The sequence below is a fragment of the Algoriphagus aquimarinus genome (genome assembly GCF_007997215.1).
Classification (GTDB): Bacteria; Bacteroidota; Bacteroidia; order Cytophagales; family Cyclobacteriaceae; genus Algoriphagus; species Algoriphagus aquimarinus_A.
The window spans coordinates 1-24,323 of sequence record NZ_VORW01000018.1 but is presented as its reverse complement, the minus strand read 5'-3'; the positions used below and the strand labels follow the sequence as shown (position 1 = coordinate 24,323).

19 protein-coding genes and 1 tRNA gene are annotated in these 24,323 nt (G+C 40.8%); 15 read left to right on the top strand and 5 right to left on the bottom strand.

The features are described from left to right. Window positions 1-80: 80 nt before the first annotated feature. The 5 genes from hslV to ESV85_RS17810 all read left to right on the top strand — a co-directional run bounded on the left by hslV (window position 81) and on the right by ESV85_RS17810 (window position 3,720). The gene (hslV, locus tag ESV85_RS17830) at window positions 81-623 is read left to right on the top strand and encodes an ATP-dependent protease subunit HslV (protein ID WP_146920013.1); all 543 of its coding nucleotides are present in this window, start codon (window positions 81-83) and stop codon (window positions 621-623) included. Window positions 624-966: 343 nt separating this feature from the next. Next, complete coding sequence (locus ESV85_RS17825) at window positions 967-1,632, top strand: TetR family transcriptional regulator C-terminal domain-containing protein (RefSeq protein ID WP_146920011.1); 666 nt, start codon at window positions 967-969, stop codon at window positions 1,630-1,632. Between the two features lie 3 nt (window positions 1,633-1,635). Next, the gene (locus ESV85_RS17820; RefSeq protein WP_146920009.1) at window positions 1,636-2,955 is read left to right on the top strand and encodes an ABC1 kinase family protein; all 1,320 of its coding nucleotides are present in this window, start codon (window positions 1,636-1,638) and stop codon (window positions 2,953-2,955) included. A 64-nt stretch (window positions 2,956-3,019) separates the two neighbouring features. Then, a complete protein-coding gene (locus ESV85_RS17815) occupies window positions 3,020-3,325 on the top strand; it encodes a type II toxin-antitoxin system HigB family toxin (protein ID WP_146920007.1) in 306 nt (101 codons plus the stop codon). Window positions 3,326-3,336: 11 nt separating this feature from the next. Then, window positions 3,337-3,720: a type II toxin-antitoxin system HigA family antitoxin gene (locus ESV85_RS17810; protein WP_146920005.1), complete on the top strand. Its 384-nt coding sequence runs from the start codon at window positions 3,337-3,339 to the stop codon at window positions 3,718-3,720. Window positions 3,721-3,760: 40 nt separating this feature from the next. Here ESV85_RS17810 and ESV85_RS17805 read toward each other — a convergent pair whose 3' ends face one another. Then, on the bottom strand, window positions 3,761-4,960 hold the full coding sequence (locus ESV85_RS17805; protein ID WP_146920003.1) for a PQQ-dependent sugar dehydrogenase: 1,200 nt from the start codon (window positions 4,958-4,960) through the stop codon (window positions 3,761-3,763). A gap of 94 nt (window positions 4,961-5,054) precedes the next feature. Between ESV85_RS17805 and ESV85_RS17800 the strand changes: the two genes are divergently transcribed. Together ESV85_RS17800 and ESV85_RS17795 are read left to right on the top strand one after the other, a co-directional pair. Next, window positions 5,055-6,980 (top strand): ABC-F family ATP-binding cassette domain-containing protein, encoded by a 1,926-nt coding sequence (locus ESV85_RS17800; RefSeq protein WP_146920001.1) that lies wholly within the window; start codon window positions 5,055-5,057, stop codon window positions 6,978-6,980. Window positions 6,981-7,020: 40 nt separating this feature from the next. Then, the gene (locus ESV85_RS17795; RefSeq protein ID WP_146919999.1) at window positions 7,021-8,298 is read left to right on the top strand and encodes a type IX secretion system plug protein domain-containing protein; all 1,278 of its coding nucleotides are present in this window, start codon (window positions 7,021-7,023) and stop codon (window positions 8,296-8,298) included. A 239-nt stretch (window positions 8,299-8,537) separates the two neighbouring features. Here ESV85_RS17795 and ESV85_RS17790 read toward each other — a convergent pair whose 3' ends face one another. Further along, the gene (locus tag ESV85_RS17790; protein WP_223276037.1) at window positions 8,538-9,881 is read right to left on the bottom strand and encodes an ammonium transporter; all 1,344 of its coding nucleotides are present in this window, start codon (window positions 9,879-9,881) and stop codon (window positions 8,538-8,540) included. Between the two features lie 344 nt (window positions 9,882-10,225). On the opposite strand from ESV85_RS17790, the gene ESV85_RS17785 reads away from it, so the two are divergent. Next, on the top strand, window positions 10,226-11,065 hold the full coding sequence (locus ESV85_RS17785) for a cyclase family protein (protein ID WP_146919997.1): 840 nt from the start codon (window positions 10,226-10,228) through the stop codon (window positions 11,063-11,065). A gap of 20 nt (window positions 11,066-11,085) precedes the next feature. Here ESV85_RS17785 and ESV85_RS17780 read toward each other — a convergent pair whose 3' ends face one another. Beyond that, window positions 11,086-11,931 carry an N-acetylmuramoyl-L-alanine amidase-like domain-containing protein gene (locus tag ESV85_RS17780; protein ID WP_146919995.1) on the bottom strand — a complete coding sequence of 282 codons (846 nt, stop codon included), beginning with the start codon at window positions 11,929-11,931 and terminating at the stop codon, window positions 11,086-11,088. A 177-nt stretch (window positions 11,932-12,108) separates the two neighbouring features. On the opposite strand from ESV85_RS17780, the gene ESV85_RS17775 reads away from it, so the two are divergent. From ESV85_RS17775 to ESV85_RS17755, 5 genes are all read left to right on the top strand, one after another. After that, a complete protein-coding gene (locus ESV85_RS17775) occupies window positions 12,109-14,493 on the top strand; it encodes a right-handed parallel beta-helix repeat-containing protein (protein ID WP_146919993.1) in 2,385 nt (794 codons plus the stop codon). A 253-nt stretch (window positions 14,494-14,746) separates the two neighbouring features. Continuing rightward, window positions 14,747-16,540, top strand: a complete 1,794-nt coding sequence (gene lepA / locus ESV85_RS17770) for a translation elongation factor 4 (protein ID WP_146919991.1) — start codon at window positions 14,747-14,749, stop codon at window positions 16,538-16,540. 153 nt (window positions 16,541-16,693) lie between these two features. Then, on the top strand, window positions 16,694-17,047 hold the full coding sequence (locus ESV85_RS17765) for a four helix bundle protein (protein WP_146919989.1): 354 nt from the start codon (window positions 16,694-16,696) through the stop codon (window positions 17,045-17,047). 91 nt (window positions 17,048-17,138) lie between these two features. Next, on the top strand, window positions 17,139-18,023 hold the full coding sequence (locus ESV85_RS17760) for a bifunctional 5,10-methylenetetrahydrofolate dehydrogenase/5,10-methenyltetrahydrofolate cyclohydrolase (protein ID WP_146919988.1): 885 nt from the start codon (window positions 17,139-17,141) through the stop codon (window positions 18,021-18,023). A gap of 81 nt (window positions 18,024-18,104) precedes the next feature. After that, window positions 18,105-18,188 (top strand) — tRNA-Leu (locus ESV85_RS17755). 248 nt (window positions 18,189-18,436) lie between these two features. Here ESV85_RS17755 and ESV85_RS17750 read toward each other — a convergent pair. Beyond that, window positions 18,437-19,306, bottom strand: coding sequence for an MFS transporter (locus ESV85_RS17750; protein ID WP_146919986.1), 870 nt, complete (start codon window positions 19,304-19,306; stop codon window positions 18,437-18,439). A 223-nt stretch (window positions 19,307-19,529) separates the two neighbouring features. On the opposite strand from ESV85_RS17750, the gene ESV85_RS17745 reads away from it, so the two are divergent. After that, window positions 19,530-20,072, top strand: a complete 543-nt coding sequence (locus ESV85_RS17745; protein ID WP_146919984.1) for a DsrE family protein — start codon at window positions 19,530-19,532, stop codon at window positions 20,070-20,072. A 45-nt stretch (window positions 20,073-20,117) separates the two neighbouring features. Next, window positions 20,118-22,640 (top strand): hybrid sensor histidine kinase/response regulator, encoded by a 2,523-nt coding sequence (locus ESV85_RS17740; RefSeq protein WP_146919982.1) that lies wholly within the window; start codon window positions 20,118-20,120, stop codon window positions 22,638-22,640. 2 nt (window positions 22,641-22,642) lie between these two features. On the opposite strand, the gene ESV85_RS17735 is transcribed toward ESV85_RS17740, so the two are convergent. Next, window positions 22,643-24,043, bottom strand: coding sequence for a sigma-54-dependent transcriptional regulator (locus tag ESV85_RS17735; protein WP_146919980.1), 1,401 nt, complete (start codon window positions 24,041-24,043; stop codon window positions 22,643-22,645). Between the last annotated feature and the right edge of the window lie 280 nt (window positions 24,044-24,323).

Sequence of the window (24,323 nt, the reverse complement as noted above, 5' to 3'; positions counted from 1 at the left end):
TGCCAAAAAGTCCTGATTTCAGGACTTTTTGCTTTTTGTACGTTTATTGGTAAGTATCCACCCACACAATAACCAAGCACATGACAAAAATTAAATCAACAACTGTAGTTGCGATCAGGCATAATGGAGAAGTAGTGATAGGAGCAGATGGCCAGGCGACTTTAGGAAATACAATAGCGAAAAGCTCTGTAAAGAAATTGAGAATTTTGCAAGGAGGTAAAATCGTCACCGGTTTTGCAGGATCTACGGCAGATGCCTTTACACTTTTGGATAAATTTGAAGAGAAGCTAGGTGCCTTTGGGAATAATATGAAGCGCTCTGCAGTGGAGTTGGCTAAGGAATGGAGAACAGATCGTATGCTTTCTAAATTGGAAGCCATGATGATCGTCGCCGATAAGGATGATATTTTGATTATTTCTGGAAATGGAGATGTGATCGAACCAGATTTGAATATTGCTTCTATCGGGTCTGGTAGCATGTATGCTCAGTCAGCCGCTAGAGCGATGAAGCAATTTGCTCCACATATGACTGCTGAAGAAATGGTGAGAGAAAGCCTTAACATCGCTGCTGATATATGTATCTATACCAATCATAACTTGGTAATTGAACGAGTAACAGGCTAATTCATAGCAAAATCATAATGCCGAACCGAAGCTAATACCTTCGGTTTTTTTATTTTTTCAGCCACAGAGTGCACGGAGGAATACACAGAGGGGCACAGCTTTTAGTATTATTTAATTTTAGATTGGGCTGAAAGCCCTAGATACCATAGCCCCGCCAGTAGGGCTGGGGTCAATGAAATTGTATGAGTGATTGAGCTCTGAAAGAGCGGAATAGGTATTAAATTTTTTACCGTGGTCTGTGTCGCACAGATCACTATATAAGCGGTGCCCTCACAAATGTTTTTCATGTTTTTCTAAACCTGTTGTGGCACTTGACTGTTACCCATTTATATAAAGAGATGCTATGGAAACTACCACTGTTAAGAAAACTACTAAGAAGGATTACAGAAAGCTGATTTTAGAAGGGTTTAAGAATCATGTGCTTGAGCATGGTGATTTGCCCAAGTCGGTATTCAAGTTTGCCAAGGATTTGAAAATGAAAGAGGAGGATTTCTATACCTATTTCACTTCTTTCGAAGCAATAAAGTCCACCATACTTGTTGATATTTTTGAGGAAACTCTAGCTGATATAAGCAAGCAGGGAGTTTTTGAAGGCTATTCAGCCCGGGAGAAATTTCTCAGTTTTCTCTTCACTTGGATAGAAGTGTTGAAAAAGAACAGATCCTATCTGCTGAGTTTATATGAAAGCAAAGCGAAGTCTTTTGTCTCCTTGCCAAAGGAATCTGCAGAATTCAAGGAGAAGTTTAAAGCCTTTGCCAATGAGATAATTTTGGAAGGTAAAGAGACAGAAGAAATTGCCACTCGGCCTGTGATCTCAGATAGATACGACGAGGCGCTTTGGATTCAAGTTGGATTTGTGTTTAGGTATTGGCTAGATGATAGATCTCCAAGATTTGAAAAAACAGATGCTGCTATAGAGAAGTCTGTGAATCTAGGATTTGACCTAATGGGAAAAAGTGCGCTGGATTCATTTCTTGACTTCGCAAAATTCATGTATCAGTCTAAATAAACCATGACATACAACTTAGACGAGCAACAGGCAATCCCTGTCTCGAAAGTGCAGCGTGCTGCCAAATTCATCTCTACAGGAGCAAAAGTAGGAGGGAATTACATGAAGCATTACGCCAAAAAAATGGTGAATCCTGGAATGGATAAGGAGGAGCTTCACATGAATAATGCTACGGATATTTATTCTTCCCTTAGCCAGCTGAAAGGCTCTGCGCTCAAAGTGGCTCAGATGATGTCAATGGATAAGAATCTTTTGCCAAGAGCCTATCAGGATAAATTCACCATGGCGCAGTATTCGGCACCGCCTTTATCTTACCCTTTGGTGGTGAAGACTTTCCAGAAATATTTCAGCAAAACGCCAGATCAGGTCTTTGATACATTTACCAGATCAGCCGTGAATGCAGCATCCATAGGGCAAGTTCACCAAGCTACTTTGGGCGGGAAAACATTGGCTGTTAAAATCCAATATCCAGGAATTGCTGATTCGGTGAGTTCCGATTTGAGACTCGTACGTCCTTTTGCTTTGCGTTTATTGAATATGAATGAAAAGGAACTGGATCATTACATGTCCGAAGTGGAGGAAAAGCTGCTGGAAGAAACGGATTATGTGCTGGAAGTACAGCGATCTAGAGAGATTTCAGGTATGTGCAGTCATATCGCAAATTTGAAATTCCCAACTTATTACGATGAACTAAGTGCAGAGCGGATCATCACGATGGATTGGATTGAAGGAGCGCATATGAAGGAATGGCTGCAAAACAATCCAAGCCAGAAATCTAGAAATCAGATTGGCCAGGCGCTTTGGGATTTTTACCATCATCAAGTTCATAATCTCAAGCAGGTTCATGCAGATCCTCATCCTGGGAATTTCATAATTCAGGAAAATGATCAATTGGGGATCATCGATTTCGGCTGTGTGAAAGTGATTCCAGAGGACTTCTACCAAGGATATTTTGCTTTGATCAAAAAGGATTTGTTGATCAACAGCAATGAACTGGATCAGGTGTTCTTTGACCTGGAGTTTATTTCGGACAAGGATACGCCAGATGAACAAGAGTATTTTAAATCTGTCTTTAAGGAAATGATTTCTCTTTTAGGAAAGCCTTTTCATTCAGATAAGTTTGACTTTTCGGATGATGGATTCTTCGAGCGGATTTTCGAATTGGGAGATCGTATTTCTAATGACAAGCAATTCAAAAAGTCCAATCAGGCTCGTGGATCAAAACATGGTCTATATGTAAACAGAACCTATTTTGGTTTGTATAATCTGCTAAATCAGCTCCAAGCTGAAGTGGTGACTACGAAGCCGGAGTGGCTGGAGTAATTTCAAAACAATTTGTTATAGTTTCCAAAAAGTGTAACTTTTGGATGATTAATTCTGTTTCAAATTGAGAATCATATCTGAGCATAAGTTGACTGATTTTGCAGATAAGCACCCTGATGCTAAAACTGCAATTGAAAGATGGGTCAAAATCGTAAAGGAATTAAAGTTGAATAATTTGAATGAAATCAAATTGATCTTTGGCTCGGCTGATATTCTGGCTAACAACAGAGTGATATTTAATATTGGAGGAAATAAGTATAGATTGATTACTGGTATTCACATAGCGAAAGCAGATAAACGAGATATTGTCTATACAATTTGGATTGGTACTCATGCAGAATATGATAAAATTGATGCCACAATAAAATAAATGAATTTGATATGGAAGTATTAGAGAAACCATCGCTCAAGATCATTGGGAATGAAATTGAATACCACAATGCACTTGATTTAATTAAGACTCTATTTGGAATAGGAACTGCTATTGATGAAGAGGATGAAAATTACTTAGAAGTACTTTCTGTTTTAATTGAAAAATATGAAGAGGAAAGAGGTTACAAAATCGATACTTCTCAAGTAGATGCCATTGATGTTTTGGATTACTATTTGACTGAAAATAATCTTCAACAGAAAGATCTAGTACCTGTTTTAGGTCCAGCCAGCAGAGTTTCTGAAATAATGAATCGAAAAAGAAGCCTAAGTCTAAAGCAAATCAAAAAGCTGAATCAAGCTTATCATATTCCAGTAGCATTGCTGCTAGATTAAATCAAAAAAGGGAAGCAAAACGCTTCCCTTTTTTAATGAATTATTTTGCCGAGTAAGTGACCCGGTAGATCACTCCAGCCATATCGTCGGAGATCAACAAACTTCCATCTTTCATTTCCTGTACATCGACAGGACGTCCCCAAGCTTCTTGGGTTTCCTCATTCAACCATCCTGAAGCAAACTCTTTTTCTCCTGTTGCACTAGAACCATCCACTGTAAGTGATGTTACTACGTAGCCAGATTTTTTGCTTCTATTCCATGAACCGTGCTTGGCAATGATCACTTGGTTTTTGTATTCCGCAGGGAACATACTGCCCTCGTAGAATCTCATTCCTAAAGGAGCGACATGCGCGCCCATTTTGGCAGCTGGAGCTACATAATCACTCGCAGGTCCACCTTTATCACCAAACTCAGGATCTTTTACCGTTCCCTCATGCCAGTATGGATAACCGAAGTGTTGGCCTGCTTCAGTGATATGGTTCAATTCACAGTTTGGAACATCGTCACCAAGCATATCGCGACCATTGTCAGTAAACCACATCTCTCCAGTCTTTGGATCCCAATCAAAACCTACTGAATTTCTCACTCCGTGAACATAAACCTCAGGAGTAGGATTTGGGGAATCAACATCAATGCGTGTTATGGATGCGAAGATTTCCTCCTCTGGGTCACAAATATTACAAGGAGCTCCAACTGGCACATACAGCATTCCGTCAGGACCAAAAGCAATGAACTTCCAGCCGTGATGTGTTTCTGTTGGATAGCCGTCGTAAACAACTTCAAATGTTGGATTGTTCAGATTGTTCTTGATGTCTTTGAATCGAATGATTCTGCTCACCTCAGCCACATAGAGATCACCGTCTTTGTATGCAACTCCATTAGGCATTTGAAGATCCTCAGCCAAAGTAAATTTAGTGTCAGCTTTCCCGTCACCATCTTCATCAATGACTGCATAGACGTTTCCTTCCTGTCTACTTCCGACGTAAACAATCCCATCTTCAGAGATTGTCATCTCGCGGGCATTCGGAATGTCTGCTGCCCACACTTCTATTTTGAAATTTTCAGGAAGCTTGATATTATCGAGTTGTACCTCTGCTTTTGCGGTACTAATATCTGTTTTGTTTGGGCTGTTTGGTGTTTTAAGTGTTTGAGCCTCAGATTTTTGTTTTTGTTCGCAGCCAAATGAGAATAGTGTGATTCCTAGTACTAGCGCGATTGAAGATTTGGATAGATATTTCATAATTGGTTGTTTCATTTGTGATATAAAGTTAAGAAACATTCAGAATGTTTGGGATTGAAAAGGTTATGAGCGGGTTAATGGTTAATTTTGCGGAATGTTATCGATTAGCAACCTTTCTTACTTCATCGGAGGGCGTCCTCTTTATGAAAACGCCAATTTACACATCAAGCCTAAAGACAAGATTGGCCTTGTTGGTCAAAACGGTACAGGTAAGTCCACCTTATTGAAAATTATCAACGGAGATTTTCAGCCTAGTTCCGGAGAAGTCCAAAAAGCTAAAGATTGTACTATTGGATTTTTGAACCAGGATTTACTTTCCTATCAGTCTGACGATAGTATTTTGAATGTCGCTTTGGCAGCTTTCAAGGAAACTTTGGAGCTTCAGGATGAGATCGATGAAATCTTGAAAAAGATGGAAACCGATTACTCAGATGAGATCATCAATAGACTGGCTTTTCTTCAGGAAAGATTTGAAGCAAATGAGGGCTATACGATCAAAGCTAAGGCTGAGGAAGTTCTGGAAGGAATAGGTTTCAAATCTGCGGATTTGAATAAGCCGCTCCGGACTTTTTCCGGAGGATGGAGAATGCGGGTGATGCTTGCCAAGCTTTTGCTTGAAAAGCCATCCTTACTTATGCTCGATGAGCCTACCAACCACTTGGATCTTCCTTCCATCGAATGGGTGGAGAACTACATGAAGAACTACGAAGGTGCGGTCATCGTTGTTTCCCACGATCAGACTTTTTTGGATAATTGCATCAGTAGTACCGTAGAAGTAGCGAGCAATTCCTTGACGCTGTATTCTGGCAACTACTCTTTTTATAAAGAAGAGAAGGTAGAGCGGATGGAAATCCAGCAGAATGCCTACGAGAATCAGCAGCAGATGATCAAGCAAACGGAGAAGTTCATAGAGCGTTTTCGTGCGAAGGCGACTAAGTCCAATCAGGTTCAGTCAAGGATCAAAGCATTAGATAGATTGGATCGCGTGCATGAAGTCGTAAGTGATGAGGTTTCTGTGAATTTCAAATTCAAATTCACCAAGCAGTCAGGCCGTGATGTGATCACATTGGATAATATCTCCAAAGCTTACGGAGATAATGTGATTTTGAAAAATACCACTGCCCGAATCGAACGAGGAGATAAAATTGCCTTGATCGGAGCAAATGGAAAAGGTAAATCAACGCTGCTAAGAATCATCGATGGTTCCGAGAAGAATATAGCAGGAAGATCTGAAGGCTATAACGTCAACAAATCTTTCTTTGCGCAGCATCAGTTGGAAGCATTGACGCTCGATAATGAGATCATTCAAGAAATGGCTCAGGCTGGCAGTGCGAAATCTGAAATGGAGCTTCGTGGAGTATTAGGATGCTTTTTGTTTAGCAATGAAGAAGTTTTCAAAAAGATCAAAGTACTATCAGGGGGTGAGAAATCCAGAGTTGCCTTGGCAAAAACCTTGATTTCAGAATCTAACTTTCTGCTACTCGATGAGCCTACCAACCACTTGGACTTTCAGTCAGTGAATATTTTGATTCAGGCGCTTCAGCAGTATGAAGGGACTTTTGTGACAGTATCTCACGACAGACACTTCATCAGAGGAGTGGCAAATAAGATCTGGTACATAGAGAATCATGAGATCAAGGAGTATCTGGGAACTTACGCTGAATATGAAGCTTGGCGTGAAAATCAAGTAGCAGTAGCGCCAGTAGTTCAAAAGGCAGAGAAAAAAGAGCAGCCAAAAGTTAAGGCTCCGGTAAATAATCCTGAAGCACAGCAAGCGAAGAAAGATCTTCGTAAGCTTGAGGAGGAATTGGAGCGAGTGGAGAAGGAAGTGGAAAAGCTCGAAGAGAAGAAGTTGGGATTGGAGCGAAAAATGGCGGATCCAGAATTGTATTCCCGTGAAGAGGAAGCTCAGGATATTCAGGAAAACTATCAAGGTCTTCAGGCTAAGCTTCAAACATTCAATGAACAATGGGAGAATTTAGTAGATAAAATTTCCAATCTACAGGAAGTCCTTTCTTGATAAATTTTAGAATTGGTCTTCATTTTGCCTATTTTTCAGAATGAAGACCAAATTCCTTTTTTTAAGTTTTTTACTGATTAGCTCAGCTAGTTTCTCACTTTTTGCGCAGCAACTGGAGGATAAAGTATTCAAAGACCATATACAGTCTGTTCGCTTGTTTCCCGCGGGAGGAACGTTTGATGCTTCCATTGATGCTCCAGTTGTTCCACTGCAATCGGGAACACCTCTAGTACTATTGTTTGACGATCTGGCGTATGATCCGGAATTATATACAGCCAAGTTGATTCATTGTGATGCAGATTGGCAGCAGTCTCAGTTGAAGAACAATGATTTTCTCCGCTCCTTCAATGAGTTTAATATTCAGAATTATGATTATTCGGTCAATACTCGAATACCCTACATTCATTATCGATTTGAACTTCCTGCGGTCACCAAGTCAGGGAATTATATAGTGAAGGTATATAGTCAGAGAGATGAGTCAAATGTGATTTTGACCAAGAGATTTATGGTTTATGAGGAGGTTTTTAATGTGGGAGCATCGATCGTGCCCCCTTCACAAACGGCTGCCCGGCAAAATTCCCAACAAATAAACCTCGTAGTGAATTATTCGGCAGGAGAAGTGACCAATCCTGATGGGCAGATAAAAGTGCTCATTCGTCAAAATCAACGCTGGGACAATGCGAAGTTTTTGTCTAAGCCTACGTTTATGAATGAGAGCTCGAAGATACTTCGATATGAGTCTTTTGATGGGGGGAATACCTTCGATGCTGGTAATGAATTTCGATTTGTTGATTTGAGATTCATTCGTGCGAATGGCGTAAACATAGCGAATATGCGCGTGGAGCCAGATGTGATATTTGCAGACGGGAATATTAATAAGCCTAGGCCGGAGACAGCATATTCACAGTACTTGGATCTAAATGGACAGTATTTGATAGAAACCAAAGATCGGCCTGGAGGGGATATGGAAGTGGAAAGCGAATATATGCTAATGACTTTTAGACTAGCTGTGGAACAAACCTCTGAACCTATTTATCTGATTGGATCTTTGACGAATTGGGGAAAAGCAGCGGAGGCGAAGATGGAATGGGATCCAAAAATGGGAGTTTACACTACATCACTTTTGGTAAAGCAAGGCTGGTATGATTACCAATATGCATTTTTAGTGGACGGTAAATTCGAACCTCAGGATTTTGAAGGAAGCTATTTTGAAACTGAGAATGAATACGAGGTGCTGGTTTACTTCAGAAATCTAGGCTCACGATATGATCAGCTTGTCGGGTATGTTTACCTGCATCCGAATAGAAGGAGGTTGTAGGTTTTAATTGAAACCGCAGTGGACGCAGAGGATAACGCAGAGCGCACGGTTTTAATTTTTGGATATAAGGGCTGAAAGCCCAGAATAACTTAGCTCAGCTCGATAGGGCTGGGGTTAAAGAATCGAATTCAATCAATAGCTCTGAAAGAGCGGAATAGTACTTTTATCTCCGTTTGCGATTCTATGGGGGGATTTTGGATGCAACCAACAACCAACAACCAACAACCAATAACTTTTACCTAAATCGACTCCCCATGCTGTGAGATATCCAATCCCACTTCTTCGTATTCTTCCCGTACTCTTAGCGTCACAAACTTATTTAAAAGGAAGAAAATCGCATAGGCCATTCCAAAGGAGAAAATGGATACGCCTACTAATACGAGCATGTGTGATCCGAAAATTGCCCAGCCACCATGAAGTAAGCTAGAACCTTCTTTGCCTGCGAAAATCGCGGTTAGGATCATTCCCATGATTCCGCCTATCCCGTGACAAGCAAAAACATCTAAGGTGTCATCTATTTTCTTCAAAAACTTGGCATTCATAGCCAGATTAGAAACGATCGCACCAGCTGCGCCAAAGAAGAAACTTTCCGGAACTGTGATATATCCAGCAGCCGGGGTGATGACTACAAGCCCTACTACCGCACCGATACAAGCTTGCAAAGCCGAGATTTTCCTTCCCTGAATTCTGTCAAATAAAACCCAAGTCATCATCGCTGTGGCTGAACTGATAGTCGTTGTAGCAAAAGCTAAGGCCGCAGTGGCATTAGCTCCGAAAGATGAACCTGCATTGAATCCAAACCAGCCAAACCAAAGCATTCCGGTTCCTAAGAGTACATAAGTGATATTCGAAGGTTCGTGGTTAGGCTTGTTTCTTTTTCCCAGAAATAGAGCGCCTGCTAAGGACGCAAGGCCTGCGCTGATGTGAACTACTGTTCCGCCGGCAAAATCAAGTACACCAAAATAGGAGCCGATTAATCCATTTGGATGCCAGACCATATGTGCGAGTGGCGCATAGACTAATATGCAGAAGATCCCTATAAAAAATAGATAGCCTATAAATCTAACGCGCTCCGCGAAAGACCCTGTGATGATTGCAGGTGTGATCACTGCGAATTTCATCTGAAATAAAGCGAATAAGATAAATGGAATGGTGGGTCCTAGTGTTTTGTGAGGTAATTCAGCTACCTGATCAAAGAATAGGTACTGAAATGGGTTTCCGAAAAGACCGTATTTGACGCCATCAATGGTGATGCCTATGGGATCACCAAAAGCAATACTGAAACCAACTACTACCCAAAGCATGGTCACAACTCCCAAGGAAATGAAACTTTGAAGCATGGTAGAAATGAGGTTTTTCTTACCAACCATCCCTCCATAGAACAAGGAAAGTCCAGGTGTCATCAGCAAAACCAAGCAGGATGCAGTAAGTAGCCAGGCAATATCAGCGTATGCCAAATCAGCCTCAGTTCCAAAATTTTCAAGTATAGGCTGGCTGTGTTTCCAAAATAATCCCACAACTGGAGCCGCAATAGTAATTAGAAAAGCTACTTTCCACTTGAATTTCATTCCACTTTTTTTCATGACCCAAAAGTAAAATAATAAATGTTTTATTCTGTGTTATTTAATTATTACAGAATAAAAAATTAATCGTTTCGAATTAATGATTATAAAGTAGGGTGATAGAATGGTCTTGATTTGATTTTGTAACCAAGTAAAATACAGGCTTTTATCCAGTAGTTTCCAAATTAGCCTTGACGGCCTGATACGAGATTGGAATTTGTTCCCCTTTAGCTATTCAATTGAAGGAATTATATTGGATGCTAATCAAATAGCATTGAAGTCCCCGAATCGTATAGATTTTTCCAGCTTGGATATATGATTACGGGATTCAAGTTTTAACTTAAGTGAAACAAAAGAATTAGCAGATGAAGTTTTTTGAGTTTGTCCCCGTAGGAAGGAAGTTATTTTTCCTTTTGACTCTTAGTATATTAGGAGCTTGCACGCAGGAAGAATCTGTTTCCACCATCTCCACTGAGCCTTATGCAAACCCTCAATGGATTGATTTGACCTATGCTTTTGATTCAACGACTTTATACTGGCCTAATAATCCGGATGGATTTCAGCACAGAGTGGATGCTGAAGGCGTGACAGATTTGGGCTATTATTATTCTTCTTATACGATTTTAACTCCCGAGCATGGCGGTACGCACTTGGATGCGCCCATACATTTTTATGAAAAAGGGGAAACTGTAGATGAACTTCCGCTTTCCAAATTGACGGGAGAGGCAGTGGTGATAGATGTCAGTGCCTTGGCTTTGGAAGACAGGGATTACTTGATCGATTCAGTGGCTATTTTGAGTTGGGAAGCAGAGCATGGAAAAATTCCTGTGCAGGCGATGGTTTTATTCCGTACTGGATATGGAAAGTTTTATCCTGATAGAGAGTCTTATTTTGGCACTGCTAAAACAGGCGCTGAGGCAATTCCAGAACTTCATTTTCCAGGAATACAGCCTGAAACTGCCGCTTGGTTAGCAAAGTCCCGTAATGTGAAAGCAGTGGGTTTGGATACGCCAAGTTTGGATTATGGACAATCAAAAGATTTCGCCGCGCATCAGGCTTTGATGGGAAATCAGATCCCAGGTTTTGAAAATGTGGCCAATTTGGATCTATTGCCGGCAAAGGGTATTTATGTCATTGCGCTTCCTATGAAAATCAAGGGAGGGAGTGGAGGTCCGCTTCGGATCATTGCTACGATAAAGGAATAGGGATTTGAATCCCAAAGTGATTAATCCTTAGCTAATCTACTCACTATTATTCCCGATTGGGATTTATTTCCAGCCAAGTAATCACTGAGTGTTTTTTCAGAAATTTCCACTTTCATATTTTTCGAGGAGGCATGAAGCAGGTGAATTCTGCCATTTTTCTCAATCGCAAAACCCGTATGAACTATGTCCAGGTTAGGCATAGAGGTAGTAATGGCAATGATATCCCCCGATTTTATGGATTTTTCCAGCGTAGCTATTTCAGCTTTCGGGATGTAGAAATAGCTTCTCTCTTTGATGGCTGATTCCGTAGTTTTGATCTGAGCTAAGTTACTTGGATCAGCAAGCTGGGCATAGAACCTCGGGTTTTCAGACATGAAAGAAGGAGTATTGGGATAAGGAGATCCACCGATGTCTTGAGTGATATCTCTCAGAATTCCCTTATGCTGATTTTCAAAGATCCAATCGGAAAAGTAATGCAAACGAGAAGGGTAACCTGCATTGATTCCATCCCTATAGCGGATATATGCTAATTCTCTTTCAAAAGCTTCAAAGTTGAATTCTTCTCCCTTGGTGAGCCTAGTAAGCGTAATCACCGTTTCTACAAAAGTGGTACAGTCCACCCCTTGAAGATTAATGACAAGTTTTTCCGCCCCGGGAAGTTCCAGCGTTTTCTCTACGTAGGGAGTTTCGAGAAACCATTGGCCTATCTCAATATTTATCCCATTGGAGGTTTTGTCAGAATAGTCCTGCTCAGAAAGCCTTGCTAGATAGCTTTCAAGTTTTTCATGGCTTTCAAGGGTGCAAACGGTTTGGGATGAAGCACAAAATGTAATCCAACAGAAAGTTAAAGTGAGAAAAAGTTTCAAGATAGAGTTCGTTTGAATGAGTTTAAAGCTACTTCATTTTTAAATAAATCGAAATAGAAATGAAAACTAGGATGTCTTAAGGTATCTTCAAATCCAATAAGAATATTCAATTAACACAAGTAAAGTTGCTTAGGTGAATACCGAAAGCCTTGCTCACAAAACTTTTTTCTTTCCAATATGAGTTCTACTTCCATCAAAATCCCTTTTACCCTACTTCTCCTAATTCTTTTGCAAACCATCGCCTTTGCGCAGAAGGACTTCTATGTCTCCCCACTTGGAAATGATGAAAACTTGGGGAGTATAGAGTCACCGTTTATCACTCTCGGACATGCTAAAGAAGTCATCAAAGCTTATAAAATAGAAAAACCAGATGAGGAGGTAACGCTGGTTCTGAAGGGTGGGATATATTATCTCAGTGAATCACTAGTCTTTGGTTCGAAGGAATCTGGAAGTGTTGAGAGGCCTTATACAATTCGTGCGGCTGAGGGAGAGAAAGTGATACTGAGTGGAGGAATGCCACTGGAATTGAAATGGAAGCGCTTTAAGGGTAATCTTTTGGTAGCAAAAATTCCAGCGGACGTGGACTTTTCTTCACTTTATATCAATGGCAAAAAGCAAATCCGAGCTAGGTATCCAAACTATCAAGAGGGAGTAAATCCCTTCAATGGCTTTGCAGAAGATGCACTTTCAAAAGAAAGAATTGCAAGTTGGGAAAATCCAGGGGGAGGCTATATTCATGCCCTTCATAAGGGCAGATGGGGTGGAATGCACTATTTGATTACTGGAAAAATTGGTAGAGATAGTTTGGCTTTTGTCGGAGGATGGCAGAATAATCGGGAAAGCGGATTGCATCCGAAATACAGATTCGTAGAAAATATTTTCGAAGAACTGGACAGTCCGAAAGAATGGTTTCTAGATACTAAAAAAGGGGTACTTTATTTTTATCCTGAAGAAGGGTTAGCAATCGAAAATATCCAAAAAGTAGAAGTTGGTTTTTTGGAAAACCTGATCTCATTTAAGGGGGATGCTGAAAATCCTGTCAAGTACATTAAAATTCAGGATATCACTTTTATCCAAAGTTCTCCCACATTCATGAAAACTGAGGAACCTTTGTTACGAAGTGATTGGACGATTTATAGAAATGGAGCGATTCTTTTAGATGGAACGGAGAACATTTCCATAGAAAACAGCAAATTTCAGGACCTAGGAGGCAATGCGATTTTTGTCAGTAATTATAATAGGAATACTACGATAAAGAGAAATTTGATTGAGGAAATAGGAGGGAGTGCCATCAGTTTTGTAGGTAATCCAGACGCCGTTCGTTCTCCCTCTTTCAATTATCATGAGTTTGTTCCAGAGGAAGATATTGATACTATTCCGGGCCCTAAGACTGAGAATTACCCGGCTAATTCACTCGTTGTGGATAATCTAATACGGAATATTGGTACCATAGAAAAGCAAGTTGCGGGTGTTCAGATCGAAATGGCGATGGATCTGCATATCGTCCACAATACCATTTATAATGTGCCGAGAGCAGGGATCAATATTGGTGATGGAGCTTGGGGAGGACATATTATTGAATACAATGATGTATTCAATACCGTGATGGAAACTGGCGATCATGGGGCGTTTAACTCGTGGGGAAGAGATAGGTTTTGGCATCCGAATAGGCAAACTATGGATGAGCTGACGGCGAAGCATCCGGAATGGATAAAGCTTGACGCCATCAAAACCACCATTATCCGAAATAACAGATTTCACTGTGATCATGGTTGGGATATAGATTTGGATGATGGATCGAGCAATTATGAGATTTATAATAATCTGGCTCTAAGCGGAGGAATCAAATTGCGAGAGGGATTTTATAGAACTGTTTACAATAATATTATGGTGAACAATGGCTTTCATCCGCATGTCTGGTTTAAGGAAAGTCATGATGTTTTCACTCGGAATATTGTGATGACGTCGCACAAGCAAATCGGTGTGAACTTTTGGGGAGATAAGGTCGATGAGAATTTTTTCACTTCTGAGGCTGATCTTGATAAAAGCAGGGAGTTTGGAGTAGAAAGAAGCGGTGAATTTGGTGATCCTATGTTTGTGAATCCTGAAGCAGGAGATTTTAGCGTTCAGGAAGATTCTCTTGCGATCCAAACTGTGGGGTTTGTGAACTTCGATATGGATAAATTTGGGGTCACTTCTCCAGAATTGAAGAAGATGGCTGACTCTCCGGGAATTCCTTTTCTCTTACTGGAAAATGAAGAGAATAAGGTAGAAATCCGTGAATGGCATGGATTCAAGGTGAAAAATATGGAGAGCCTTGGAGAGCAATCTGCAGCTGGATTAAATGAAATTACCGGAGTAATAGTTCTAGAAGTACCGAATCAGTACGATACTAGCGCTCCCAATTCATTAAGAGTTGGCGATGTTATTTTGGAATGCTGGGATGAGAAAGTGAGTGATTTTATATCGCTTAGCAAAGTAGAAAAGGGCAACAATTGGAAAGGTCATACCGAGTTGAAAGTTTGGAGAAATCAAGCCTTGATCTCAGTCGTTATTCTATAGAACTGTACCCCTTTCTATGAGAAGGGTATAGTCAAAATCATTATCTCATAAGCTTCTGTTTTTCGGATTTCTATGTTGTTTTATCCTTTTGACTCAGATAGTTTTTAGCCAAATCACCCGCTTGTATTTTTATTCACTAGGTAAATTGGCTAAAATCATAGCTAAAATCAGGACTTGATTTGTCACTGGATCGGCGATCATTGAATTTCTCGATTCTCATTTCTCCTAGTTATTTACTACTTTTGCGCCAATAATGGATATGCAAAAAATAAGGAATTTCTGTATCATCGCCCATATTGATCATGGGAAGAGTACATTGGCGGATAGATTACTACAGCAGACTGATACTGTCGCAGATCGCGATATGCAGGCTCAGTTGTTGGATAATATGGATTTGGAGCGTGAGCGTGGTATCACGATCAAATCTCATGCGATCCAAATGAAATATACTCATGAAGGTGAGGAATATACCCTCAATTTGATAGATACCCCAGGTCACGTGGATTTTTCATACGAGGTTTCCCGGTCGATTGCTGCCTGTGAAGGCGCTTTGCTGATCGTGGATGCTTCTCAGGGTGTGGAAGCGCAGACTATTTCCAATTTATATTTGGCACTTGGCCACGATCTGGAAATCATTCCAGTTCTGAATAAAATTGACCTTCCTGGAGCCGATCCAGAAGCAGTTGCCGATGAGGTGATTGATCTGATCGGTTGTGATAGAGAAGATATTATTTTGGCCTCCGGCAAAACAGGTATAGGCATTGAAGATATTTTGAAAGCGGTAATCAATAGAATCCCTGCCCCTAAAGGAGATCCGGATGCACCGCTTCAAGCGATGATTTTTGATTCGGTTTACAATCCATTCCGTGGAGTTGAGGTTATTTTCAGGATTTTCAATGGAACTTTCAGTAAAGGCGACAAGATCAAATTTGTCAATACTGGCAAGGAATACGAGGCGGATGAGATCGGAATTTTGGGCTTGAACCAAATTCCTCAACAAACCATGAGTGCCGGTAACGTAGGTTACCTGATCTCTGGGGTGAAAGTCGCCAAGGAAATCAAAGTGGGTGATACGATCACGCACATCAAGAGACCTTGTGATAAAGCAATTCAGGGTTTTGAAAACGTAAAACCAATGGTTTTCGCGGGTATTTATCCTGTAGAAACCACGGACTATGAGGAACTTCGTTATTCTATGGAGAAACTCCAATTGAATGATGCTTCGTTAGTTTGGGAACCTGAAACTTCCATGGCTTTGGGCTTTGGATTCCGTTGCGGATTCTTGGGGATGCTTCACATGGAGATTATCCAGGAGCGTCTGGAGCGTGAGTTTGACATGACTGTGATCACTACGGTTCCGTCGGTTCAGTTCAAAGCGCTGATGACTAACGATACATACCAACTCATTAATGCGCCTTCAGACATGCCTGATCCTACGAGGATGAAGCACATCGAGGAGCCTTATGTGAAAGCTTCCATCATCACTGCGGCAGAATATGTGGGCGCGGTGATTACACTTTGTATGGACAAGCGTGGACAGATCAAAAACCAGGTTTACCTGACTTCGGAACGAGTTGAATTAACTTTCGATATGCCGCTGGCAGAGATTGTTTTTGACTTCTTCGATAAATTAAAAACCATTTCCAGAGGCTATGCTTCTTTGGATTATGAATTGAAAGGATACGAAATCTCTCAAATGGTGAGATTGGATGTGATGCTAAACGGAGAGCCAGTAGATGCGCTTTCTGCGGTAGTTCACAGAGATAAAGCATACGATTGGGGCAGAAGACTTTGCGAGAAACTGAAGGAATTGGTTCCACGTCAAATGTTTGAAATCGCCATCCAAGCAGCAATCGGACAGAAAATCATCGCAAGAGAAACAGTAAAGGCTTTGCGTAAAAACGTATTGGCGAAGTGTTATGGTGGTGATATTTCCCGTAAGCGTAAACTTCTCGAAAAGCAGAAAAAAGGTAAGAAGCGAATGAGACAAGTCGGAAACGTAGAGGTTCCTCAGGAGGCGTTTATGGCGGTACTTAAACTTGATTAATTCGTTATCCTAAAACTTCGATATTCATTATTCGACGTTCTTCATTCGAGATTAAATTTACGAATTACGATTTGGGATTTACGAGATTAAATTGTACCTCGATCCTCAATTTTCATAGGCAAGTTTTTAGATTTAGTTCTAAATAAATGCCATATGAAACAGGAAATGATCAGGAGGACCAAGCAATTCGCTATTGATGTTTGGAGATTGTGTTCTAAGTTGCCGCATACTAGAGAGTTTAATAGTTATGTAAATCAGCTGATCAGAAGTTCCAGTTCTGTTGCAGCAAATTATCGAGCAGTTGGACGGGCAAAATCAAAAGCTGATTTTATCAATAAATTGAAAATAGTGGAGGAAGAAGCAGATGAGAGTCAGTTCTTTCTTGAAGTGATAGATGAAATAAATACTGATCTGGAATTATCACCCGAGATCAAAAGATTAATTAAAGAAGCAGATGAGCTAGTAGCTATCGTAGTTGCTAGTATTAAAACAGCAAGATCCTCTTAATTCTGAAATAGAATTTAAGGATCGTTATATAATTCAAGGATTGGAGTTCCTGAGGATCTCGTAAATCGTAATTCGTAAATCAAAAGATCAAATGGCAATTCTCATCGACGGAAAAAAAACATCCTCTGAAATCAAATCTGAAATCGCTATCCGTGTAGCGGAAATAAAAGCTGAGGGAGGCAAAACTCCCCATTTGGCAGCTATTCTCGTGGGAAGTGATGGAGCAAGCCAAACCTATGTAAATGCGAAGGTGAAAGCATGTGAGGAATGTGGTTTTGAATCTACTTTGGTGAGACTGGAGGATAATGTCTCTGAAGAAGAACTTTTGAAAGTGGTCGCTGAAATCAATGAGAATCCGGATATAGATGGATTGATCGTGCAGCTTCCTTTGCCTAAGCATATCTCTGTAGAAAAAGTAACAGATAAGATCAAGCCTGAGAAAGACGTGGATGGATTTACTCCTGCAAACGTTGGACGTATGGCGCTAAACTGGCCCGCTTACGTTGCTGCAACTCCTTACGGGATCATAGAATTGCTGAAGAGATATGATATCCAGACCTCAGGCAAGCATTGCGTGGTAATTGGTAGATCTCATATCGTGGGAAGTCCGATGAGTATCCTGATGGCTAGAAATGGCTATCCTGGAAATGCAACAGTGACCTTGACACATAGCCGAACTGCCAATCTTCCGGAAATCGCTAAAACCGCGGATATTCTGATCGTAGCTTTGGGCAAACCTCATTTCGTAACAGCCGATATGGTAAAGCCAGGCGCTGTGGTCATCGATGTAGGAATTCATAGAATCGAAGACGCTAGCAAGAAGTCAGGATTCAAGTTGGTAGGAGATGTGAAGTTTGACGAGGTATCTGAAATCGCCTCTGCGATCACGCCAGTACCGGGTGGAGTAGGGCCGATGACGATTGCTTCTTTGCTCTATAACACGCTGTTATCCGCAGAAAAGAAAGTTTACGGGTAATTCCCAAGAAAATAATCGTAAAAGGTTTACATCGGGTTTGCTTGGAATAGGCAAGTCTGATACTTTTGCAGACTGTTAACCGCGCACGTGGTGAAACTGGTAGACACGCCAGCTTGAGGGGCTGGTGCTTTAAGTAGTGTGGAAGTTCGAATCTTCTCGTGCGCACAAGGAAGCTCTGAAGCAATTCAGGGCTTTTTTTATGTCCTTTGTGGTTTTCAAAACCTCGAAGGTCTTGTTATTTTTTTACCGCAAAGGCACAAAGATCGCAAAGTGGTGACTTCGGTCATTTCGGCCAGAGGGAGAAATCTCTTCTAAAGTATCGTCAAGCGAGTGCCAAAGGTGGAACTAATCTCATTTTTCGTAAAAAAAATCTCCCGCAAAGGAGCAATGGCGCAAAAGATTGTGATATTGTATTATTCACGGTCCAACCAAAAATAATGTGAAGGATGGTGATAATAGCTTTGTGGTAATTCCAAAAAAAATATTTCTAAATGTTTTCGTTGAGGAGGGAGAAAGGCTTCTGGATTATATATGAAAATGTAAAAAAGAACATATAGTTCCTCTTTAGGGATATTTAAAATTAATGTGTTTAAATGGTTGTTAGGGATATTTTTTATTGAGAAAATATGTCCTAAAATTGATAATAACTGGTTTAATGAGTTTTTAACATTGGAATATTCCACGTTATCCAAATTTCTTATTGTTCGAAAAAAGAATTCTTGTTTTGCCAAAATTTGATCAGCATCGGGTCTTCTTGAGGAAATATGGCCTCCATAACCATCAGGTTCAATCTTTAATCCAATTTGATTAAAATCAGCAAAGAGTAGAATATATGTTTTTTTCAACATATCAACTGGTCCACTATTTCTAAAGTGAGTGAGCAAGTTGAAAAATGTAGATTCAAAGGATTGAATCTGAAATTGCTTGTTTTGGAGTATAAGTTGCTCTTTTTGTCCTTCAATTTCTTTCCTAGTGTCCCTAAGTTCTATTTGATTAATTCTAATTTCTTGTTGAGTATATAGCAATTGTTGTCGTTGTCCTAAAAAAGCTACATAGACAAATAGGATTCCAGAAATAGCACCAAAAGGAGAAGCGACGCCACCTATGTAACCTCCGAAATCTGCTAAAGTCAAAAAACTATCAAATACGATGAAATTAAAAATAGCAGCTATTGGGAATGGGATAAATGCCATAAATGCTAAAAATATTGCCCATTTTCGAAATTTTGAAATTTCGCTTTCAAGACCATCATATTGAATCTTTAAATCCTTTTCTAATTCCATAGTCTAAACTAATCATAATGTTATTCTTTAGGAATTTAGCAAGTAAAAAAATATGAGCCTTCTGCCTGCATCATCTCAACTGAAATTGCTTTTGTTTTCGTTGCCCTTCATTACTAAAATGACTAACAAGTTTTCCGACTCATGATTTGACTTGATTATTTTCCACCAACGGCCTCTTTTCTCCCTTATATTTTCCTTACATTTTCGGGCTAATTACAGACTTATGACACGATTATTCGCTTCGGCTATCTTTTGCCTTGCTCTTTTTGCTACTCAGTTTTCATTTGCTCAGGAGGCTCAATTTCCTCTCGTTAAGGGCTTTGGGGGAATATTTGAAGTTCCCGATGCGACCGAAAGGCCGGATGGAAGCTTGGATTATTATATCTTAGTGGACATGTCCACGGCTGCCGAGGACAATGCTGAGATCAGTCGCTGGGTGGACAATGTGGCTCGTATGATGAATCTTCATGGTCTTGCTGGTGTTTCTAAGGACCGTATGCATGTGAAAGTAGTGGTTCATGGTGGAGCTATTGCCACAGTAATGAACAATGAAGTCTATCAGAAGCGATACAACTCCGATAATCCAAACATCGCTGTTTACAAAGCGCTGGAGGCTGCCGGAGTAGAAATACTGGTTTGCGGTCAGTCCATGCGAGCCAGAACTTTAGAAAAAGCTGATTTGTACGATGGTGCTCATGTGGCACTTTCGGCCTTGACTACGGTGACTACGTATGCACCTAAAGGCTATACCATCCTGAAGTTTTAATCCCCACTTGGAATAGTTATTGGTTCTTGGGGTAATGTGTTTTTCATGAAGAGAAAATCCCCAAGTTCCAGTACAGCCGGAAAAGTCGTTACCGGCTTTTTTATAGCCGCTATTTTCCTGATCGGAATGGCTGGGTTGACTTACTATACCCAGAATCGGCTTCTAGAAACCATGAAGGAGCTGGCTGAGCCTAATCAGAAACTCAATCTGCTGAATAAGCTACAGTCTGAGATCATCCAAATCACCCAACTGGATCATTCTGGAATTGATGCGGACTTTAGAGTTCAGGATTCAAGCGTCGTTTCCCTCAAGGAAAAGCTTCAGGAATTAAGCTCCCTTGCCGAGGATTCCCTGGAAAACACCTACATAGAAAGCGTGCAGACTAATCTGGATACCCTTATCGTCGGATATGTGAATCTGTATGAGGTAAAGACAAATTTGGCGAATCGGAATTTCACTCAGGAAGCGCTGAATAAGGTCGAGCTGGGAATTCGCCGACGGGCAGCCAGTCTGGAATTAAAGCCCATTGAGAAGATCAATCCTAAGGATTACCTTTTTAACGAACTGGAGCAGGAGATTTCTTCCCGTCAGGAGGCGAAGGCAAATAATGAATTGCCAATGGCAATTATAACCAAAGAGGAGGACAAGTCTATTGCGTATTTGCGCGATTTGCAAAAGCAAAACCTCCGTGATTCCAACCTGCCGGAGGGGCAGACACTGGATAGTGTCCTGTATAATATCAAGGGTGTAATCAACCGAGTCAATCGAGAGGAGTCTTTTCAAAGACAAAAGCTGGCGAAAATGGAGGCTGATTTATCTATCAGTCAAAGTAAGATCATCACCACCATTCAAAACCTGGTAAGTACGCTTCAGCAGCGCGCACTGGAGAAATCGAATAGTCAAAATGACTCTGCCTATAAGCTAACCTACGACATGACTTACTTTCTGATCATGATTGTATTCTTAGCGGTGATAGGAGCTGCTGTGATGGTGTATTCCATTTTGAAAGAAATCAAAGTGACGAAGCGCTATCAGGAAAATCTTGAGATTTCCAGACTCAAATCAGAGCAGCTGGCGAGATCAAAGCAGGAGTTTTTGGCGAATATGAGTCATGAGATACGGAATCCTCTTCATGTGATTCAAGGGTACAGATCTGTTTTGGAGAAATCCGAACTGGATTCCAGCCAACAATCTCACCTAAGAATGATAGGCTTTGCATCGGACACGCTTATGGAAATCGTGGATGAAGTTTTGGATTTCTCTAAACTGGAAGCTGGTAAATTGAAGTTGGAAGCTCATCCTTTTGATCCAGAATCACTTTTTTCCTCCTTGCAGAATTTCTTTGAGTTACAGGCAGCCGAAAAGAAGCTAGCGTTTGATTGGTCCTTGGATTTGCCAGAGAATAAATGGCTGATAGGAGATCAATTGAGATTAAAGCAAATACTGAATAATTTACTGACCAATGCCTTCAAATTTACTTCAGAGGGTTCAATTCGAGTAAATGTGGGGTGGGTAGAAGGTCTGCTAACTGTAGAAATACTGGACACTGGGATAGGGATGTCTGAGGAGGTTCTCGAAAAAGTGTTCCGGGAATTTGATCAGGCAGACACGTCCATTTCCAGAAAATATGGAGGGACGGGGCTTGGTTTGGCGATCGTTCAGCGCCTGGTTTCTTTAATGGGTGGAGAGATCATTGCGTCTAGTGTAGAGCATGAAGGCACTACGATGCTGGTGAAGTTGCCAATGGCGGCCACTGAATCCCAGCTCGCTGAATTTAACCCCGATGAAATCGTTTCTCTGGATCTTTCTGGGCTGAAAATTCTGCTTGTAGACGACGATAAAGTAGGTATCAGATACCTGGAAACTATACTGAGTTATTTTGGTGCTTCGATTATCGCATACCCTGGAGGCTCCAACTTCAGAGATGAGTTTGTGGAGGTAGATTTCGACTTGGCGATTTTGGACATACAGATGCCGGAATTTTCTGGCTTTGATGTTGTGAAACAGCTAAGGTCAATCGACAAGTATAAGGAAATGCCTATTCTGGCAATGACGGCAAACGTCTTTGTAGAAGAGCGAGAAAAAATGGTAGAAAGCGGCTTTACCGAAATAGTTTTCAAGCCTTTCCAAGAGCGCGTGTTGATTGAAATTTTGGGGAAATTCTTCCCAAATCATGCAGTGAAAGACTTACCGATGAATCAAAAAATAAGTGAATCTGATAGTACGCTGTTTCAGCTAAAGGACTTGGCTCGTTTCTGCATGGGAGATGAATTGCTTCTGCAGGATATCGTGCGAGAATTGGTGGTGGAGACCCGAAAGGATCTTGAAAGAATAAAGAATGCGAGGTTGAAGGATGACTTCGACGAAGTGCTAGAGATCTGCCATCAGTTGGGTAGCCGTCTGGGACAAATCAAAAGTTCTGCTGGCCAAACTGCCCGAAAGGTGGAGAATAGCCTGAAAATTGGCAATAAAAATGGCCTCGGCGATACGCTGAATCAGTTAGATGAGGAAATCCGCATCCTGCTGTCAGCACTTACCGAGACCATTGACAAAACAGTAACCGTTTAGAATTAATCCAGTCCGTATTTTTCCATTTTGCTATAAAGCGTTTTACGGTCCATATTTAGAATCCTGGCCGTTTTGGACTTGTTGAATTTGGTGTCCATCAATACTTTTTGAATCAGCTCCTTTTCCTGTTCTACCCATTGGGATTTATAATCTTTCGGAGAAGGTAAATCAGCTTGTCTGGAATACGAGTTTGAGCTTGAATTGGCTCCGGAAAAACTCGTGGATGGCTCATATAGGTCTGCTGGAAGAGCTTCCTTCTCTACATGCGAACCTGCAGAAAGGAGAACTGCACGCTTGATGATGTTTCGCAATTCCCGCAAGTTGCCTGGCCAATCGTATCCCAGGAATATCTCCCAAACTTCAGGCGAGAAGCCTTTGACACTCTTGACTAATCGTTCATTGCTTTCTTCAAGGAATTGATCTGCAAAATCTTCCAGATCGTCTTTTCTATTTCGAAGAGGAATAGCGCTTAGAGTAAACTCATTGAGTCTGTGATATAAGTCTTCCCGGAAATGTCCATCTCCAGCCTGTACGATTAGATTGTCATTCGTGGCGGCAATAATCCTTACATCAATTTGGATTTCTTTATTTCCACCGATTTTGCGGATAGTCCTTTCCTGAATCGCTCTAAGAAGCTGTATTTGAACTTCATAGCCGAGGTTTCCTATTTCATCCAGAAAAATGGTTCCGCCATTTGCCATTTCGAAGTGGCCCGTTTTGTTTTCCAGAGCTCCTGTAAAAGCGCCTTTGACGTGGCCGAATAATTCACTTCCCGCTAGTTCTTTGGGCAAAGCCCCACAGTCAATTGCTATAAATGGTCCATCCTTTCGGGCAGACAAATCATGAATTCTTCTGGAGATAAACTCTTTTCCTGTTCCGGTTTCACCCATTACCAGCACGCTGAGATCTGTAGGAGAAACCAGTTGAATGTGCTTTTCGAGTTTTTCTGCTTCCACTGAGTTACCTATTAAGTAGCTGCTTTGAAACTTAGCTTTAGGAGCCGAAGGGGCTGCTATAGGTTCTGCCGAAGCGAGCTCAGGTATTTTGGTTGATAGAGATTCTTTTACAGTTGCCAATAACTCATCAGGATTGATGGGCTTGGTGATGTATTCGAAAGCGCCAAGCTTCATGGCTTTGATAGCAATCCGAATATCCGAATAGTGGGTGATCAGAATTACCTGCGTTTGTGGGTAATTGATTTTTGACCATTGAAGTAATTCCATTCCGGTACCATCAGGTAATCTGAAGTCGGCAATGATTAAATCGAATTTAGAATTGCTAAAAAGTTGCTGAGCTTCTTTGACTTTGATGGCAGTTTGAACTGAAAATCCATTTTTCTCCAAGAAGGTTTTTACAATCCTGGAATAAGTCAGATCATCCTCTACTAATAATATATGCTTCATGAATTACTTTCTTTATAGAGCTAATTAACAAAAAAAGCACCAGACAAGTGTCCGGCGCCTTTTACTTAGGAGATTGAGCAACTATTTTTTGATTTCTCTGTTTTGGCTATCGTTTTTTTTGGTGATTTTATTCTTCGTTTTTCAGTTTAGAATCACTAGTGTCCGACTAAAGTAAGAATTTCTCAGAGAGGTTGAAAAGAACTTAATCAGAGGAGATTTTTGGGTGAAATTGGAATGTAAGCCCACTAGGTTGGAAATAGGGCCGTTTGGTTGGCTTTCA

What these genes read in the sequence shown, in the direction of transcription:
- ESV85_RS17765 (WP_146919989.1), top strand. Translation starts at nt 16,694, where the DNA reads ATGAAACAGGAAATGATCAGGAGGACCAAGCAATTCGCTATTGATGTT.
- ESV85_RS17735 (WP_146919980.1), bottom strand. Translation starts at nt 24,043, where the DNA reads ATGAAGCATATATTATTAGTAGAGGATGATCTGACTTATTCCAGGATT.
- ESV85_RS17740 (WP_146919982.1), top strand. Translation starts at nt 20,118, where the DNA reads ATGAAGAGAAAATCCCCAAGTTCCAGTACAGCCGGAAAAGTCGTTACC.
- ESV85_RS17775 (WP_146919993.1), top strand. Translation starts at nt 12,109, where the DNA reads ATGAGTTCTACTTCCATCAAAATCCCTTTTACCCTACTTCTCCTAATT.
- ESV85_RS17810 (WP_146920005.1), top strand. Translation starts at nt 3,337, where the DNA reads ATGGAAGTATTAGAGAAACCATCGCTCAAGATCATTGGGAATGAAATT.
- ESV85_RS17785 (WP_146919997.1), top strand. Translation starts at nt 10,226, where the DNA reads ATGAAGTTTTTTGAGTTTGTCCCCGTAGGAAGGAAGTTATTTTTCCTT.
- ESV85_RS17760 (WP_146919988.1), top strand. Translation starts at nt 17,139, where the DNA reads ATGGCAATTCTCATCGACGGAAAAAAAACATCCTCTGAAATCAAATCT.
- ESV85_RS17800 (WP_146920001.1), top strand. Translation starts at nt 5,055, where the DNA reads ATGTTATCGATTAGCAACCTTTCTTACTTCATCGGAGGGCGTCCTCTT.
- hslV (WP_146920013.1), top strand. Translation starts at nt 81, where the DNA reads ATGACAAAAATTAAATCAACAACTGTAGTTGCGATCAGGCATAATGGA.
- ESV85_RS17825 (WP_146920011.1), top strand. Translation starts at nt 967, where the DNA reads ATGGAAACTACCACTGTTAAGAAAACTACTAAGAAGGATTACAGAAAG.
- ESV85_RS17790 (WP_223276037.1), bottom strand. Translation starts at nt 9,881, where the DNA reads ATGAAAAAAAGTGGAATGAAATTCAAGTGGAAAGTAGCTTTTCTAATT.
- ESV85_RS17820 (WP_146920009.1), top strand. Translation starts at nt 1,636, where the DNA reads ATGACATACAACTTAGACGAGCAACAGGCAATCCCTGTCTCGAAAGTG.
- ESV85_RS17795 (WP_146919999.1), top strand. Translation starts at nt 7,021, where the DNA reads ATGAAGACCAAATTCCTTTTTTTAAGTTTTTTACTGATTAGCTCAGCT.
- ESV85_RS17805 (WP_146920003.1), bottom strand. Translation starts at nt 4,960, where the DNA reads ATGAAATATCTATCCAAATCTTCAATCGCGCTAGTACTAGGAATCACA.
- ESV85_RS17745 (WP_146919984.1), top strand. Translation starts at nt 19,530, where the DNA reads ATGACACGATTATTCGCTTCGGCTATCTTTTGCCTTGCTCTTTTTGCT.
- lepA (WP_146919991.1), top strand. Translation starts at nt 14,747, where the DNA reads ATGGATATGCAAAAAATAAGGAATTTCTGTATCATCGCCCATATTGAT.
- ESV85_RS17750 (WP_146919986.1), bottom strand. Translation starts at nt 19,306, where the DNA reads ATGGAATTAGAAAAGGATTTAAAGATTCAATATGATGGTCTTGAAAGC.